Genomic DNA, 17,217 nt, shown 5'->3' with positions numbered 1-17,217 from the left:
CCTTAATTTTAAGATAGCCTCTTTTACTTTGAAGACTAAAACAACGAGACAGTAAGTCCAACTGTTAAAGTGTTGCCGCTTGGTCCTTCATCCTCTACAAAGATTCCTGAGAACATGTACTGACCGGTTAAAGTAATTCCTCTGAAACCAACTCTGGCGGTAGCTCCATATCTCCAGGGATTAATGTTGAAATCCTTTTTACTCTTCTCATATTCGTTATCGTTAAATTTAACTTTTGAGTAAGAAAGCAAACGACGACCAACCACACCACCCAGAGCAGCAGTAAATCCACGATAATCTTCGTCAGAGAAGAAACGAAACTCAGCAGGTATATTAATGTAGTGGACAGAAAACTTGGTTTTATCTATACCAGGGTAAGCATCAGCATCTAACTCTACTATTTCGGTAGGTGTATCAGTATTAAGTGTTACATTATTCTCGAAAGTGTAGTTGTGTGAAGAAACCCCAAGGCCCGGATAAAAAGAAAATTTAGATTCTCCCAGAGAAATAGGATAGAGGTAGTGGAAACCAATACTACGAGAGCGTATGGTGTTTATCTCAAAATCATCTGGAGCATCCATAAGTATGTTAACGCCATAATCAAACAATAGCATACCAGGTAAATCGGGTTGAGCGCTACTAACTCCTCTCTGCTCCTGTGCCTGGACTAATGAAAAGGTAAATATTAACGACAATATCAATAAGACTTTTTTCATGTCATTTAGTAAGGTTAAGTTTTTAAACATCTTGTCTTTAACAAAGGTATTGAGTTTTTGTAAGTATGAAACAGCCTGTCTAGAATATACTGCGAAAGCACAACGTATGTTCTCATGAATAAGTATGTGCTCAGCAGTTGGCAAGTAGGCATCTCCACTTATCAACATATCTTTCCTTAATGATGCGATAACTTTTAGAAAAGTTGCATAACTAAAAAGTAAGAATTTTAAACTTGTATTATCTAAGCTGAATGCTCAACTTGCCTCAAATCGGAGAAGTCTTATGCATATAGAATTTTTTGAAGGTGATCGTGCCACTCAATATGATGACAGCATTCCTACCTGGGTGCCTAACTATAAATTTATTCAGCAATCTATTCCTAGCATTCTTACTACTTATTTAAGTGCAGAGATTGCCCCTAAGATATTAGTTGTTGGATGTGGTACAGGGCAAGAGATATCGGAAATTAAAAAGCGTAAGCCTTTATGGAAAGTGTTGGGTATAGACCCTTCTCCACAAATGATTAAACTGGCACAGATGAAGCTGGCTTATCGTGAAAATGACCCTAAACTTGACCTTAAAACAGGAATAGTTAGCGATTTGCCTCTACAAGCTAAATACGATGCAGCTACACTTATTCTTGTGCTACACTTTATACCTAATACAGATGACGGTAAATTAGCCTTACTAAAAAACATTGCTGAGCGGCTTCAGCCAGGGGCGCCTTTAGTTATCTCGGATATTTATCAGTCAGAAACTTTTGAGGAGCAGAAAGCTCTTTTTAAACACTACATGATTGCTAAAGGTATTAGCGCAGAAATGGTAGAAGAAGGCTTACAACATGTCATGAAAGATACCCACCGCCTGAGCTCTGTTCAATTTAATGAGCTGCTGCAGGAGGCGGGCTTTGGCAAGCCACAAATGTTCAGTAAAGCATATTACTATGGAGGTTGGGTAGCCGTTAAACGCTAAACATCACATATGCGAATACTTGCTTCCAATGAAGCCAAAGGGTCTTCTTTTGGAATGAACTCCTGGGCCAGAAAACCATTAAAACCTGTGTCTACGATAGCCTGAACTATAGCTGGGTAATATAACTCCTGCGTTTCGTCTATCTCTGCCCGTCCTGGTACTCCCCCGGTATGGTAATGAGAAATATATGGATGATATTTCTGTATAGTGGCTATAACATCTCCCTCCATAATCTGCATATGGTAGATATCATATAGCAGTTTAAAATTATCGGAGCCTACCATTTTGCACAGTTCTACACCCCACTCTGTATGATCACACATATAGTCTGGATGGTTTACCTTGCTGTTCAGGAGTTCCATCACGATAGTGATGCCGTGTTTTTCAGCAATAGGCATAATTTTTTTTAAGCCTTCTGCGCAGTTTTTCATGCCTGTTTCATCATCCATACCATCACGATTTCCTGAAAAGGTGATAAGCTGAGTAAGCCCTGCTTTAGCAGCCATAGGAATACTTTCAGCATATAAATCATAAAGCTTTTGGTGATACTCTTTTCTATTATAACATTTAGCAATACCAAAACCATCTGTCCAGTATGCACCTAACGCACACTCCAAACCATGCTTGTTTAAAGTAGGCCACTCTTCAGGACCAAGCAACTCTACTGACTGTATGCCCATCTTTTTAACTGCTGCACAAAATTCATCTAGAGGTACATCGCGGTAACACCACTTACATACGGAATGCTTAATATTACCTTTTAGAGGAACAAAAGTAGAGGGCAGGTTTTTAAAACTAAAGCTTGCTAAAGGCACTGCTGCTGCGCTGCCGGCCATCTTTTTAAGCATACTTCTTCTATTCTCTGTTTTCATGATCAAATAATTATAGGTTGTGTATGTGGAAGATAAAACTTTCCATACTTAAGCAAAAGTTTTACAACAAATGTGTGGGCTTTTGCTTAAATTCAGTAAGACACAACTGATATTTTTTAAACTTAAAGACATGAATAGCACACAAAGAAAACTTTTCTGGGCAGCAGCAGGCATTACATCTATAGCACTTACTCGCTTACTTACTCATAAAGAGCGACGCTTCAACATCGACCAAAAAGTTTGCCTGGTAACAGGAGGGTCCAGAGGTTTAGGGCTGGAGATATCACGACTTCTGGTCAAAGAAGGAGCAAGACTGGCAATTTGTGCCAGAGACAAAAGTGAGCTCAAGAGTGCTAAAAAAGATCTGGACGAACTAGGAGCTTCTTACGGAAGCGAAGGTGTCTATGCTATTCCCTGCGATATTACCAATCCCGAGCAGGTTACAAATATGTTTAGACTGATCAGGAAGCGTTTTGGCGCAGTAGAAGTATTGATTAACAATGCAGGAGTCATTCAGATAGCCCCGGCGGAGGAAATGGAAATGCAGGAATATGAAGAGGCTATGAACTTGCATTTCTGGGCACCGTTACGGCTGATGGAAGCAGTATTACCCGAGATGAGAAAGAAAAAAGAGGGTAGAATAGTTAACATTGCCTCCTTGGCGGGCAAAGTAATTGTGCCCCACTTAGCCCCTTATACGGCGAGCAAACATGCATTGGTTGGCTTGTCCGAAAGTTTGCATGCCGAAATGCAGAAATATAATATCTATATTACTACCGTATGCCCTGGGCTGATGCGTACGGGTAGTGTTCGCCAGATGATTCATAAAGGTCAGCATGAGAAAGAACATGCATTAGCAGAAGTAGTATCCTCTCAACCTTTGACCCCTATGAATGCAAAGAGAGCTGCTGAAGCCATAGTTACAGCTTGTAAACACGGGGAAACTTCACTCATAATACCCTTGCAGGCCAAAGTGCTTACTGCTGCAAACGGTATTTTTCCTGGCTTATTTGCCGACGCTATGGGATTGCTAAATCGTTTTTTACCCGCACCTGGAGGAATTGGTAATGAGTGGGTACGTGGCTACGAAAGTGAAACAGATCTAGTACCGGCAATACTAAAGTCAGTTAATGAAAAAGCAGCACGAAGAAATAATGAGTATAATCAGGAGTAGTAAATTATCTTAACACACACGCATCTATAAAACTGTCATGCTTGTTTATGCTCCCCTTCTGGTTCGGGTAGTTACGGCAAACTTTGCCAGAGCTATTACGCTATACCCATTTGTACTTATTCGCAGAAAGGAGGATAAGCATAACCAACGTCTGCTTAACCATGAACGCATTCACTTAAAACAACAGAAGGAGCTTTGGGTACTGCCTTTCTACATTTGCTACTTATGGGAATACCTAAAAGGAAGGTTCAGTGGGAAAAATCATTATCAGGCATACCGAAATATTAGTTTTGAGAAAGAAGCTTTCGGTAATGAAAACGATTCTGAATATTTATCACGACGGAAGCGTTTGGCTTTTCGTAGATATAGATAAAAAAACAGCCACCTGAAATGAAATAGTCAAGACATAATCTGACAGTTTAGGTAAATTGAGATTGACGAGATCATTTCATTTACTTAAACCCGATTACATCATGACTACCGAAGACAAAGTTATTAAGAACAAATTAGGATTACTAAACCTGGCTGAGATGCTAGGCAATGTATCTCAAGCCTGTAAGGTGATGGGCTACAGTAGAGATTCTTTCTACCGCTTTAAAGAGCTCTACGAACAAGGCGGTAGCGCGGCTCTGCAAGAGATGAGCCGCAAGAAGCCTAATGCTAAGAACCGCGTAGCGGCATCCGTTGAACAGGCAGTAGTCGAGCTGGCCATTGAACAACCGGCCTTGGGGCAGGTACGCGTTTCCAACGAGCTGAAGAAGAACCACGTTTTCATCTCCCCCGGTGGGGTTCGCTCAGTGTGGTTGCGTCATCAGCTAGAGACTTTTCCCAAACGCTTGAAAGCATTAGAAGCCAAAGTAGCCCAAGAAGGACTCATTCTCACTGAGGCACAACTGGCGGCGATGGAAAAAGCTAAAGAAGAGAAAGTAGCCCATGGGGAAATAGAAACGTATCACCCTGGCTACTTAGGATCGCAGGACACCTACTACGTAGGCTATATCAAAGGGGTAGGCAAAATCTATCAGCAGACCTTTGTAGATACTTACACCAAGGTAGCCCACGCTAAGCTCTATGATCGTAAGAACGCCCTGGTAGCGGCTGATCTGCTCAATGATCGCGTTGTTCCTTTCTACGAGCAGTATGAGATTCCATTGTTGCGCATCTTAACGGATCGGGGTAGTGAGTACTGCGGTAATCGCGAGCATCACGAGTACCAGTTGTACTTAGCCATAGAGGATGTAGATCACAGCAAAACCAAAGCGAAGAGTCCACAAACCAATGGTATCTGTGAACGATTACACCGCACCATGCAGAACGAATTCTATTCAGTAGCCTTTCGTAAAAAGGTCTACAAAACGCTGGAAGAGTTACAACAGGATTTGGACCTGTGGCTTAACTATTATAATGAGCAAAGAACTCACAGCGGGAAGCATTGCAATGGTAGGACCCCAATGCAAACTTGGCAAGAAGATTTACATCTGACAAAGGAGAAAATGTTACAAACTCATCATCAGAATTTTATACCTTTACTAGTGTCAGACGAAGCGGAAGCGGGCCCTGATGGCGAGCAACCCGCCAGGAATAGTCTGACTGACTGGAATGGTCAAGGGGCTCTGAGGAGACCCTCCCAAAAAGCTGAACATTCCAAGAATCAGATGCCTTAGAAGCGCATCTCATAGGCCTCGACTGTCAGAGGTAATCTTGACTATTACACCTGAAAGTAGCTGTTTACAGAATTATTATTCGGCTTCCAGTTCGTATTCTCGTAAGTCTACCGGTACTACCTTTGAGACCCCCTGTTCTATCATCGTTACTCCATAAATAACATCTGTACTGGCCATTGTACGTTTATTATGTGTTACTATAATAAACTGCGAGTCTTTACTAAAAGTCTTGATAATGTTGTTAAACTTATCAATGTTGGCATCATCCAGGGGTGCATCTACCTCATCAAAAATACAAAATGGGGCAGGTTTTAGCAGGTAGATCGCAAATAGAAGAGAAGTTGCTGTCAGCGTTTTTTCACCTCCGGATAACTGGTTGATAGTAAGGGGACGCTTTCCTTTAGGGCGTGCAATAATATCAATACTGCTTTCTAAAGGGTCGTCGGGGTTGGTAAGTTTAAGATCACAGTCATCTTCTTCAGTAAAGAGGGAGCGAAACACTTTTACGAAGTTCTCTTTAATCTTTTCGTAAGCTTCCATAAAAGTAGCACGGGCTACCGTATCTATTTCATCTATGGTAGTAATGAGCGACTCTTTTGCCTGAATAAGATCTGCCTTCTCCTTATTGATAAAGTCGTAACGCTCCTTAATTTCTTCATAAGCTTCCATCGCCATAGGATTGATAGGGCCTATGCGTTGTAAACGATCTTTAATTTTAGTGAGCTTTTCTCTCAGAGCTTCCGGGTCAAGGTTGGCTTTTTCCTCTTCAGTAACCTCCTCTTTCATCAGTTCGTCCAGGTCTAGCTCAAACTCTACAGAAAGCCTTTCTTTTACTCCGCTAAGCTCAAGCTTGGTGCTGTTGATCTGGTTCTGTACTTCAAGCAGTATAGAGTCACTGTTTTCGCGTTGATTACGAATTTCGCGAGTTGCCTTTTCATTTTTATCAATCTCTCCGCGTACGGCGTAGTAATCCTTTTCTGCTTCATTTACGCCTATCTCAATTTGCTCCTTTTCTTCGTACATAGCCAGCAACTCATCCTCACTCACATCACTACTTTCTAATAACTGCTTTACGCTGGACTCACACTCTTGTAAAGCCTGCTGGTTTTTAGCAATACTGTTTTCGCTACCCTGATACGCTTCTTCTTTAAAATTAATTTCCTGCGCAATGCTACTTACTCGGTTTTCCTGCTGATAAAACTGGATGTTTTCCTGATTAAAGTTAGCGGACTTTTCACTCAGAATCTCATTTTCTTCAGCCAGCCTTTCTTTAAGCTCAGCGATTTTGCTCTCCAAAGCACTGAGTTCACCCTCTTTGGCAGATACTTGAGGCTCAAGCTCGGCACAGGCTTCATACAGCTCCTGAATATGATCTTCAGTATCTTCACGCTTTTGCGCATTGCTATTAAGCATCTCTGTCAGCTGCTCTTTTTTAGTTTTTACCGAAACATATTCCTGGCTGGTTTGGCTCAACTCTTTCTGCAAAGCAGAAATCTTCTCTTTAGGCGAGCTTTGCTTAAGGCTGGAAAGCTGAAGTTGCTGCTCCTGTATGGCTTCCTGCTGACTACTCACCTGCTGCTCAAGATCCTTCAACTGTTCTTTGAGCTTTTCCAGATTTTTAGCCCGGCCAATTCTCTTCCCTTCAAACAAGCCTACCGAACCTCCCGCAATGCTAAAAGGATGCTGTACGATACGGCCGTCTTTGGTAATAAAAGATTCCTCACTGTCTTCGGGGATAGCGGCACCTTCATGAACGATATAAGCTTTATTCAGCACATGCTGAACCAGCGCCTGGTAAGTAGCATCATACTCAACAATATCTGCCGCTGCTACTGCTTCAGAAAAGTCTTTTTTTGCTGCGGGTGTAAAGTGAGAGAACTCGTCCAGTATGAAGAAGTTAGCTTTGCCTTTAGATGCATCACTCAATAAGTTGATCGCTTCCATGGCTTCGGTTCGGGTCTGAACTACATAATAGTTCATATACTGGCTCAGGTAGTTTTCAATACATACCCGATATTCTTCGCTACAGCTGATGATATCAGAGAGGAGGGGCGCTTTTTTTGCCCAATCCACATTCTTCTTAATAAACTTAATAGCTTCTGGAAAACCCTCCAGATTATCTACCAGAGATTTGGTAAGGTTATATTCGTTTTGAAGGGCATCGCGAGTTCTGTTTAGGCGAGACAGATTTTCTTTGTCAGCTTCTATACTCTCGGCCAGAGACTCCATGCGCTGCTGTAGGTCCTGCTCTTCCTGCTCGGCTGTCGCTAACTCATTTTTGATGGCCTCAATTTCGTTCTCAAGCTCAGAGGTACGCTCATCGTAGCGCCCTAAATCAGCTTCCTGAGCATTGGTATCCGCAGAAGTTTTTTCCAGATCCTGACGAGTAGAGCTAAGTTGCATCTGCTTAATTTCCAGGCTTTTCTTAATCTGGTATACTTCGTCCTGCTTCTCGCGTAGCATACGGTCGGCACCGGCTACCTCCTCTTTAAGAGTATTGGTTTTGGTTTTGTACTCTTCGTACTCCTGTTTTAGCTGCTCAACTTTTTCTTTGGTAACTTCTAAAGCTTCAGCCGCTTCGGACTTTTGCCAGCGTAGTCCCTCCAGGCTTTCGCTAATCTGGTCAATATTATACCTGTCGCGTTCCAGCTGCTCAGTTAGTTGTAACTGGCGATCTTGCAGCAAACGTAGCTTTTCATTTTTTACCTGCTTGTCGCTTTCGTAATTACGAATTTGCTCTACATGCTGGTTTAAGGATTTCTGTCGGGAGGAGAGTAGCTTTTCTTTGTTTACCAGGTCTGTTTTAAGCTGCTCTATCAGTGCTTCCTTTTCAGTAAGCTGTCGGCTAAGGCTCAGTTTACGATCGCTCTCCGCTTCTGACTGACGGTTTAGGTTTTGCAGCTTTTCTCTCTGTGTACTTACCGTCACCTTTGCCAGCTGTATGCTTAAGGTTTTATATTCCTCTTTGGTCTTGTAATATCGCTCAGCCTGTTTGGCCTGTTTCTCCAGAGATTTCAGGTTTTTCTCAATCTCAAAAAGCAGGTCTTCTACACGCTCCAGGTCAGCATCGGTATCGCTAAGCTTACGCAGGGTTTCCTTTTTGCGGGTACGAAACTTACTGATACCCGCGGCTTCTTCAAAGAGGTTGCGTCTGGAGTTATCTTTGTCATTGAGAATTTCATCCACCATCTTCAGCTCTATAATTGCGTAGCTGTTAGAGGCGATACCCGTATCCATAAAGAGATTGGTGATGTCTTTAAGACGGCAGGTAACTCCATTGAGCAGGTACTCGCTATCACCAGAGCGGTAATAACGACGGGTAATAGTTACCTGGGTGTACTCCGTAGGAATAAGGTTTTTGGTATTATCAAAGGTAAGCGATACCTCAGCCATTTGGGTGGGTTTACGCTTTTTAGTACCATTGAAAATGATATTTTCCATCTTGTCTGAGCGGAGCATCCTGGTTTTCTGCTCACCCAGTACCCAACGGATAGAGTCTACTACATTGGACTTACCGCAGCCATTCGGGCCGACTACTCCGGTAATCCCCTTGTCAAAGTTAATGATAACTTTGTCAGCGAAACTCTTAAAGCCTTTGATCTCAAGTCTAGTTAACTGCATATCATGTCCTGAGGAAAAGCAACAAACTTAAAAATAATTTTTAGATTTGTTTAGTGATTAGGTACTTAAAAAGCCACTTTTCTATGTGTCAAAGACATTTTTTTTCTTTAACTATAATACTGATAACATAATGTTATTTTCAAAGCTGAAATAATAATCTGAGTTAGTTAAAAGTTGAACGTTCAGCATATATGAAGTTTTTACTATGGATGAAATAATACAAATAGCACTATTTGCCCTCTTTGCAATTTTCTCGCTGGTCTCTAATCTGCTTAAAAAAAGGAAGCAACAGCAGGCAGAAACTCGTAAGGGAAAGGAGCTTACCGAAGACGATACGCTAAGGCCTTATTCAGAAACCGAAGTGGTAGACCAGGAGGGCCCCCGTACTCCTGAACGCCCTAAAACTTTTGAGGATATTATCAGAGAACTGAGTGGTGGAGCAGAAAGCCGAAAGCAAAGAGAAGTGTCAGTACCTGAACAAGAAGAGGAAGAGGACGACTATGAGCACCCTTTTTCTTCTGCCCGAGACAGAGCCCGAGAAGAAGCCCGAAAACGTAGACAGCAGGTAGAGCATAAAGCGCAGTCCATAGAACAGTTTGAAGGTAAAGTAAATAAAATGGGGAAGCAGGCTGTGCAACGTATTAGTGACAAGATTACGATAGATGATAAGCCTCGGCCTAAGAAAGTAGTTATTAAGATTTCCGGTAAAAAGTCCAAAAGTAAAAACCTGGCCAGGAGCGTTGCGGCTTCTCTTAAAAATCCGCAGAGTGCTCGCAAGGCAATCATCCTTAGCGAGATTCTAAACAAGAAACATTTTTGAAATGCTGGAGCACTTCTTTACCTGCCCCTACTGCCTGGCGGAGATCTCCATGTTACTGGATACTTCCATCTCCAGACAGAGCTATATTGAAGACTGCGAGCTGTGTTGTAATCCTATACAACTTAACTTTACTGTAGATGCAGCCGAAGAAAGCGTGACCAGCTTTGATGCTCAGCAATTAGACTAACTACTTCAATTAATTATTTCAAACTTACCAAAACATCTATTTTGACAGCTAAGCAACGTACCAATTTACTTCGGATAACAGCGGCGATTGTCACTTATCTTATAGTAACTTTTTTACTTTACTGGGCTGAGGCAGATCAGGAGGGAAGCAACATACAATCTTTGCCAGATGCGTTCTGGTATACTATTGTAACTCTTACTACGGTAGGCTACGGAGACTACTACCCGGTAAGCCTGGGCGGTAGGGTTGTCAGTCTTATTTTTGTGCTAGGAAGTGTAGGTATCATCGGTTATCTTATCAGTCAGCTTACAAATCAGATTTCAGCTTATTTAGAGAAAAAACGTTTAGGACTATTGGGAACCAACTTTGAACATCACATCATCGTAATCGGCTGGGACAAATTCGGCAAACAGGTAGTAAATGAGGTAGTAGGTTCAGGCAAGCAGGTAGCTATTATCGTTAACGACAAATCTGCTGTAGACCTGATTCATGAAGCTTATTCTAACAAAGAGGTGTTTGTGCTTTATACGGATTATAGTAATCTGGATGCATTTACCAAAGCAAATATTCAGCAGGCGGCTACTGTCTTTATCAATTTTCCTGATGATACGGAAGTACTGATTTACTTACTCAATCTGAAAAAGAGATATCCAGACCTCAATTATGTGGTATCTCTTAATAACCCGAGCCTGAAAGAAACTTTTGCATCGGCAGGCGTGCGCTATGTTGTATCAAAAACAGAGATTGCCTCTCGTCTGGTGGCTAGCTATACTTTTGAGCCAGATGTAGCCCTAATGGCTGAGTCTATGATGACCACCGCGCTGGAGGGTGAAGACTACGATCTGCTGGAGTTTTATGTAAATGAGAGTAATCCGTACGTGGGTAAAGATTATGTAGACTCATTTATAGACCTTAAGCTAAAGCATGATGTAATATTGGTAGGCATCAACAAAAAAACCAACGGAAGTAGAGTTTTAATGAAAAACCCATCTAAGGGGGTAACTATTGAAGCAGATGATTATCTGGTGATGATTTGTAGTGGAGCTTCCAAGCAGCAGATTAAAAAAATATTTAAGGCTACAGAAGGAAGAGTGTTAGATAGAGGAAACACTGATGAGGTGAAGTAAAATCTGACAGGCGAAAACTCTCCTGCCAGATCATTACACTTTGCTTATCAGAAATTAGTTGTAGCCAACTACTACCATTTCGTCCATATTTGTATGGGGGGGTGTTTTTTGTGAAGCAAAAGGCGCTTTCTTCTCTGTGTCTTTGCCGTCGTCCAGTTTAAAAGTGATAGGAAGCACCATTCTTACTTTTACAGCTCTACCCCTTTGGCGTCCGGGCTTCCAGGCCGGAGCAGACTCAATTACACGAATGGCTTCTTCATCGCAGTGTTTGCCTATGCCCTTAAGGGCTTCAACAGAAGTGAGTTCGCCATTTTTGTCCACGACAAACTGTACGAATACTTTTCCTTCTATACCCTGGCGGCGTGCCTCAGAAGGGTAGCGTATACTCTGGGCCACATATTGGTAGAAAGCTTTTATTCCTCCTTCAGGTTCAGGTGGGGCTTCCACAACCATAAACACTTCTTCTGCGTCGGGGAGCTTCATTCTCTCTTCCATTGTTTGTGCTTGATCATACTGGCTCTTTAGCTGATCCAGAGAAGTTGTTTCTAAATCAGGCTCACAAGAAAATGTAACGAAAAGTGCGAGAAATAGAGGTAGGCTAAGTAACAGCTTATACCTTGGTGTCTGTTGCTGGCTGATGTGCATCATCTTGATCCTCTTTAAAGTTCTGGATGTATAAAAATGATTTACGAGAGATAATTGTAAGCCGGCAAACATGCGCCGGGTAAGCAGGCGTGCATAACCAGATGGATGGTGTTGGCCGAGGGCGTTTGCATCAGCTGCAAACTCGTGTACATCTACCAAAGCCCGCTCGTATAGGTGCACCAGCGGATGGAACCAGAACAAAGTTTTTAGTACTGCCATGTAGAGTACATCATAGCTATGTTTTTGACTGATATGTGCCTCTTCGTGTGCTATTATTAGTGCAGCTTCCTTTTGGGTTAGCTTTTGGGTATTGTCCCAGAAGAGGTATCCAAAAAATGATGCTGTAGATAACTTACCCTCCGTGTATATAAGGCGGTAGCCTTTACGGAAGGTGCTTCTGTATTGGCGAATGGCCTTAATCAACTGAATTGCCTGATTGGTATAAAATACTATACTGAGCAACACACCCACACAATAAATAAGTAGTAAAATATTTTGCCAACTGAGTAGACTATAAATATCAAACCCTTCTGAAGCAGAGCTTTGTAGAAAGGCAGGGTCAAGTAAAATATAATTTTGGTATCCGCCGGTCACCTGACTTACCCTCTCACCAAAAAGTACAGGCACCTGTAACAAAGGAAGGATAAACGATAGGCTGGAAGTTAGTAAAAGGTATAACCTATTGTATTGATGACTGGGCTGATCGTGCAGTACCATCAGATAAAAAAGGTAAAATACGCCTAGACAAATGCTGGCTTCCAGTAGGTAGATAAGCAAGTGGTTCATATTCTGATAGTTTAAGTGTTGTTAAAAAATATTACTGGCCGGGTATAGATCGGATATACTGAGTTGTAGTTTGCCTTCTTCGTCAAAATCGAAAAAGAAGCTTATACCTACTCTGGTATTTACAAGTTGCTGACCCTTAGTAGCAAGCTGAAAACGCACTTTAACTTCATTCAGGACTTTTACAATCAGTCCATCTAGTTTGTGTGCTTCGTCTCTGTTTGCATAACGAGTGCTAAATCCTTCTATTATCTGTGGAGAACTGGCCTTAAATCCAATAGTAAATTCAGCTTTCACTTCACCCTTCATATCATAAAAGTTAAAATAAGAGAGTTTGTCTTCCATGTCTTTTTTTAGCACCTGATGAAAATACTCCCAGCCTCTTATAGGTTTAGGTATGTCATCTACGTTTGCCAGCGTATGTGTTTGTCCATCTTCGGTATTTTTACTTTTTTGGGCGCGGTAAAATGCCCATGACTTAAATATGCCAATTCTTAGTTTTCTAAGATCTGCTTCTTTCTCAGGTAGAACATATTGCATAGAAAGAGGATACCTATAATTTAGGATGAGCTGGCGGTCTCTTACCATACGCTGGTAATCAGGATGAGACTTTACAAAAACACTATAACCATAATGTTCCTCTATCCTTTGATTAACTAGCTGCAAAAGTGCCTGTTGTTTTACAGGTTGGGACTCAATCAGCTCATGTTCAGGGTTATCGTGTATAAAGTAATGCATGTTGATATCCTCCATATCAAAGTAGTAGTAAAACCTATAGCCAAATGTTGAGTCTTTTGAAACTTCCAGCATTCGCTTTTTAAGTTCTTCTGGTATCAGATCATAGTCTGGAAAACCAGTCAGAGGAAATTCTTCTACTGACGAGGGGATCTTAGTTCGTTTAACTTTCTGCTCTTGGTGAAGCAATGGCAATAAGAGAAAAGCACCTAATAGTAGTAATGGAATAATAATGATTTTCTTTGATTCCTGCTGTACCATAGCTTTCTACTTTGGCTCATCACTCTGTGGTTTATCATCCTTAATATCCTGCTCCACGTATTTCATCATTTCTTCAAATTCGTGGATATCCATGTCGTTTTCACGCGCAAAAAAAGATACCAGTTTGTGGAAGGAGCCACCAAAATAGCTACCCACAAAATTCTTAAGAAAATAGCTGCTATATTCCTTTTTGCTAATCAGTGGGTAGTACTCATGAGTTTTACCGTAAGCTTTATAAGCTACAAAGCCCTTCTTTTCTAGTATGCGTACAATAGTAGAAACAGTATTGTAGGCAGGTTTGGGGGGCGGTATTTCTTCCCGTATGTCTTTTACAAACCCTTTTTTTATCTGCCAGAGAATCTGCATTACCTGTTCTTCCGCTTTGGTTAGCTCTTTTACGTTTGGTTTTTTATCGCTCATCGGTATTCTAAAATATTACTGTAAACTAAAGACAACGGGCATATTCATCTGTACCCTTACCGGTCTGCCACGTTGTTTTCCCGGATTCCACTTTGGAGCATTGGCCAGTACACGAAGTGCTTCTTTATCACAGGCCGGGCTTATGCCTTTGAGTACTTTTAGATCGGTAAGAGAGCCATCCGTATTTACTACAAATTGTACATATACTTTGCCCTCCACTCCAGCTCTAACCGCTTGTTTAGGATATTTAAGATTGTTGCTGAGGTATTTGTAGAAAGACTGCATACCTCCAGTAGGGCTGGGTTGATGCTCTACAAAAATAAAAGGTTGATCACTCTCCTCATCTTCAGGAATATCGTCAGGAACGTATTCCGAAATTGCGGTTTCAGTGCTAATATCTATTTCTAAAGAAAAATCTAGCTCTACATCAGGGTCCTGCTCATTAGGAATTTCTAGTATTATGGGAAGTTGTACTTTAGGTTTAGGAGGAGTTTGTACAGTTACAGGTATAGGTTTCTCATGTTCAAAAACGTGGGTTTTGCTTCCAAGATCTACGATAGGGCCTCTGTCGTACGATTTCCATTCAAAAGCAAGGGTAACCATAGCTACACTAAGTACCAGGCCAATGCTTAAGTACAAACCTCGTTTGCTCTCCAGTCTGATTTGTGTGTTCTTTTTGTCTTCCATAAGAGTAGTTATTGATGATATAACTTAATGTATAACTAATTATTTAGTTTGTCAACTAATTTTTTAGTTAATAAAATTACCTCTTAGAAAAATCTTAGTTTTCTGCATAGCAGAAGGCATAAAAAAACCGCCTTTTGCTATGCAGAAGGCGGTTAAGGTAAGCTTTAAAAGTTTAAGCTTTTTTCAACTTTTTAACTTTAATAATCTGAAATGTTTCTAACATTTTAATGACCGGATAGCTTGGGTCTACTTCAAACCACTTGGCAGCAAAGTCCAGGCGTTTGGGCAGGCGGTGGTGGTTATTCTGAAACAACTCTCCCAGCATCAGAAAATCAAACACCAAAGTGTTTTTAGATTTATCGCGATTGTCATAGTTACTGTAACCATACATATGACCACACCAGTTTACAATAGCTCCGTGTACAGGACCCATCAGGTAATGGATAGGAAGCAGGCCATACATTAGCCAGTGAGTACCGGGTAGTTCGGCAATAGAGATAGCCCAAATGTAGAAAAGAGAGTAAGCAACGCCCCAGGCCACACGTACCATCCAGTTATCTGCAATTTTTTCAAAAGAATCCCACTCTGGTAGATCCTTTGCAAAACGAGGTTCCGGCTCTACTTCATGGTTTACATACTCATTATAAATGTTTTTGGTTTTCCACATCATATCAAAAAGGTTTTCGCTATGATGAGGCGAGTGTGGGTCGTGCTCGGTATCACTGTAGGCATGGTGCATACGGTGAAGGATAGCGTAAGCGCGAGGGCTCAGGTACGATGAGCCTTGCCACACCCATGTAAAGATGAAGAAAAAACGCTCCCAAAAGCGGTTCATCGTAAACAACTTATGCGCCGCATAGCGGTGTAAGAAGAAGGTCTGGCAAAAGAGAGAGAAGTACCAGTGGGCAATAAAGAATGCAATAATAATCACTGAGTCGAGAATTTAGTATGAATAATATTTTGAGAAACTTGATTTATATGCTTATGGTTAAAAAAAGCATGTCTAATATAAATAAAAGATCGGATAATTAATCTTGTGTAAAGGCAAATGCAATGATATTTGCACCCATCTGAAGTGCCCTCTGCCTCACCTCTTCAGGATCGTTGTGTATGCGTTGATCTTCCCAACCATTACCGAGGTCACTTTCATAAGAATAAAAGCATACCAAACGGCCTTCATAAATCAGACCAAATCCCTGAGAAGGTTCCCCATCATGTTCATGAATTTTAGGTAAGCCCTTAGGGAAACTAAATTTTTGCGAATAAATCGCATGACCATCAGGCAACTCTACAAATTCAAGTTCAGGAAATACCTTTTTCATTTCTATTCTTACAAACTCATCTAGTCCGTAATTATCATCAATATGGAGAAAGCCTCCTGAAATGAGGTACTTACGCAGGTTTTCAGCTTCGTCTTCAGAAAAAACAACATTACCGTGCCCAGTCATATAAACGTAGGGGTACAAAAATAATTCAGGGCTCCCTACTTCTACCACTTCTTCTTCAGCGGCCAGGTTGGTATTGATAGAAGAGTTGCAAAAGCTAATAAGATTAGGCAGCGCTGTTTTATTGGCATACCAGTCGCCTCCGCCATTGTACTTGAGCTTGGCTATTTTAATGCCTCCATTTTGGGCATACAAGCTGCTGGCAGCCGTAATGCTGAAAAGAAGGAGTAAGGAGAAGACTTTTTTTACCATGCGCGTTGTCATCTTAAGGAAGGCATGTTCTGCCTACCATTTTGTTACTAGTAAATTAATATTTACTCAACTTGGTTCAATCTAGATAGCATAAATTAAAAATAGAAGACACATAGACGCAATATGTGCCTTCTGCTTTTTACAATTTTACATTTTAAGCTCAGAATAGAGTTTTTCTATAGTAAGGTCGGTAAAGTCATCTATAATGTAGTCCATATTTTCGCCTTCTAGCTCTTCGCGCTTATGAGTGGTGGCAAGGGCTACTACTTTCATTCCCGCATTTTTACCTGCCTGCATTCCTAATATTGCATCTTCAAAAACCACACAGCGTGCCGGGGCCATATCTAATTTTTTAGCAGCAGTAAGGTAAACCTCCGGATCGGGCTTGCCCTTAGTAACCATAGTAGAGTCTACAATGGTAGGGAAGAAGTGGCGAAGTTTGGTGTATTCCATGGTAAAGTCCACATTGACAGTAGGGGCAGAGGTAGCCACGGCACGAGGTACATTTCTTTCTTCCAGCTCTTTAAGAAAGACCGCCAGGCCATCTGTAGGTTTAATGTGCGGACGGTAAATGTCCCGATAAACTGACTCTTTCTCTTCGCCTAAAGCAGTTAGTTCATCTTTAGGCAGATCTTTGTTCATGATGTTGGTCAGAATTTCTTCCATAGTACGACCATTGACTTTCTGCTTGTATTCCTCTTCAGTCATAGAAATATTGTGTTTTTCAAAAAACTGAAGCCATGATTTAAGATGATAATTGTGGTTGTCCACAATCACGCCATCCATATCAAATATAATTGCAATGTTGGTGTTCATGTTTATATGGTTTTACTAA

Annotated in this window: 16 protein-coding genes and 1 pseudogene; 7 read left to right on the top strand and 10 right to left on the bottom strand. The window is 41.3% G+C overall.

What is annotated here, in order from left to right:
• Positions 1–35 precede the first annotated feature (35 nt).
• Positions 36–716 (bottom strand): outer membrane beta-barrel protein, encoded by a 681-nt coding sequence (locus PZB74_RS04530; RefSeq protein WP_302241146.1) that lies wholly within the window; start codon positions 714–716, stop codon positions 36–38.
• Between the two features lie 283 nt (positions 717–999).
• Here PZB74_RS04530 and PZB74_RS04525 point away from each other — a divergent pair, with 283 nt between their 5' ends.
• On the top strand, positions 1,000–1,689 hold the full coding sequence (locus tag PZB74_RS04525) for a class I SAM-dependent methyltransferase (protein WP_302241144.1): 690 nt from the start codon (positions 1,000–1,002) through the stop codon (positions 1,687–1,689).
• Here PZB74_RS04525 and PZB74_RS04520 read toward each other — a convergent pair.
• On the bottom strand, positions 1,686–2,561 hold the full coding sequence (locus PZB74_RS04520) for a hydroxypyruvate isomerase family protein (RefSeq protein ID WP_302241143.1): 876 nt from the start codon (positions 2,559–2,561) through the stop codon (positions 1,686–1,688). The two genes, PZB74_RS04525 and PZB74_RS04520, sit on opposite strands and share 4 nt — an antisense overlap.
• A 130-nt stretch (positions 2,562–2,691) precedes the next feature.
• On the opposite strand from PZB74_RS04520, the gene PZB74_RS04515 reads away from it, so the two are divergent.
• The 3 genes and pseudogenes from PZB74_RS04515 to PZB74_RS04505 form a co-directional block, all read left to right on the top strand.
• Positions 2,692–3,735, top strand: a complete 1,044-nt coding sequence (locus tag PZB74_RS04515) for an SDR family NAD(P)-dependent oxidoreductase (protein ID WP_302241141.1) — start codon at positions 2,692–2,694, stop codon at positions 3,733–3,735.
• Positions 3,736–3,772: 37 nt separating this feature from the next.
• Complete coding sequence (locus PZB74_RS04510; protein WP_302241139.1) at positions 3,773–4,108, top strand: hypothetical protein; 336 nt, start codon at positions 3,773–3,775, stop codon at positions 4,106–4,108.
• 100 nt (positions 4,109–4,208) lie between these two features.
• Positions 4,209–5,234: pseudogene (locus tag PZB74_RS04505) on the top strand (IS481 family transposase); the annotation flags it as partial.
• Positions 5,235–5,474: 240 nt separating this feature from the next.
• Here the strand turns inward: PZB74_RS04505 and smc are convergent.
• On the bottom strand, positions 5,475–9,020 hold the full coding sequence (gene smc, locus PZB74_RS04500) for a chromosome segregation protein SMC (protein WP_302241138.1): 3,546 nt from the start codon (positions 9,018–9,020) through the stop codon (positions 5,475–5,477).
• A 205-nt stretch (positions 9,021–9,225) separates the two neighbouring features.
• Here smc and PZB74_RS04495 point away from each other — a divergent pair, with 205 nt between their 5' ends.
• The 3 genes from PZB74_RS04495 to PZB74_RS04485 are packed head-to-tail and all read left to right on the top strand — an operon-like array spanning position 9,226 to position 11,154.
• The gene (locus PZB74_RS04495; protein WP_302241136.1) at positions 9,226–9,840 is read left to right on the top strand and encodes a hypothetical protein; all 615 of its coding nucleotides are present in this window, start codon (positions 9,226–9,228) and stop codon (positions 9,838–9,840) included.
• A gap of 1 nt (position 9,841) precedes the next feature.
• Positions 9,842–10,027, top strand: a complete 186-nt coding sequence (locus tag PZB74_RS04490; protein ID WP_302241135.1) for a CPXCG motif-containing cysteine-rich protein — start codon at positions 9,842–9,844, stop codon at positions 10,025–10,027.
• A gap of 41 nt (positions 10,028–10,068) precedes the next feature.
• The gene (locus PZB74_RS04485; protein WP_302241133.1) at positions 10,069–11,154 is read left to right on the top strand and encodes a potassium channel family protein; all 1,086 of its coding nucleotides are present in this window, start codon (positions 10,069–10,071) and stop codon (positions 11,152–11,154) included.
• Positions 11,155–11,208: 54 nt separating this feature from the next.
• On the opposite strand, the gene PZB74_RS04480 is transcribed toward PZB74_RS04485, so the two are convergent.
• From PZB74_RS04480 to PZB74_RS04450, 7 genes are all read right to left on the bottom strand, one after another.
• Positions 11,209–12,585, bottom strand: coding sequence for a M56 family metallopeptidase (locus PZB74_RS04480; RefSeq protein WP_302241131.1), 1,377 nt, complete (start codon positions 12,583–12,585; stop codon positions 11,209–11,211).
• A 21-nt stretch (positions 12,586–12,606) separates the two neighbouring features.
• A complete protein-coding gene (locus PZB74_RS04475) occupies positions 12,607–13,578 on the bottom strand; it encodes a hypothetical protein (protein WP_302241129.1) in 972 nt (323 codons plus the stop codon).
• Between the two features lie 6 nt (positions 13,579–13,584).
• Entirely contained in the window at positions 13,585–13,998 is a 414-nt protein-coding gene (locus PZB74_RS04470) for a BlaI/MecI/CopY family transcriptional regulator (protein WP_302241128.1), read from the bottom strand.
• 15 nt (positions 13,999–14,013) lie between these two features.
• Complete coding sequence (locus PZB74_RS04465; protein WP_302241127.1) at positions 14,014–14,685, bottom strand: energy transducer TonB; 672 nt, start codon at positions 14,683–14,685, stop codon at positions 14,014–14,016.
• A gap of 172 nt (positions 14,686–14,857) precedes the next feature.
• Positions 14,858–15,616: an acyl-CoA desaturase gene (locus tag PZB74_RS04460; protein ID WP_302241125.1), complete on the bottom strand. Its 759-nt coding sequence runs from the start codon at positions 15,614–15,616 to the stop codon at positions 14,858–14,860.
• Between the two features lie 97 nt (positions 15,617–15,713).
• A complete protein-coding gene (locus PZB74_RS04455) occupies positions 15,714–16,394 on the bottom strand; it encodes a DUF4159 domain-containing protein (protein ID WP_302241124.1) in 681 nt (226 codons plus the stop codon).
• A gap of 135 nt (positions 16,395–16,529) precedes the next feature.
• On the bottom strand, positions 16,530–17,198 hold the full coding sequence (locus PZB74_RS04450) for an HAD family hydrolase (protein ID WP_302241122.1): 669 nt from the start codon (positions 17,196–17,198) through the stop codon (positions 16,530–16,532).
• Positions 17,199–17,217: the final 19 nt, after the last annotated feature.

The organism is Porifericola rhodea (genome assembly GCF_030506305.1).
GTDB classification, from domain to species: Bacteria; Bacteroidota; Bacteroidia; order Cytophagales; family Cyclobacteriaceae; genus Catalinimonas; species Catalinimonas rhodea.
The sequence above is the reverse complement of the archived record's forward strand: the minus strand, read 5'-3'. Positions and strand labels throughout refer to the sequence as shown.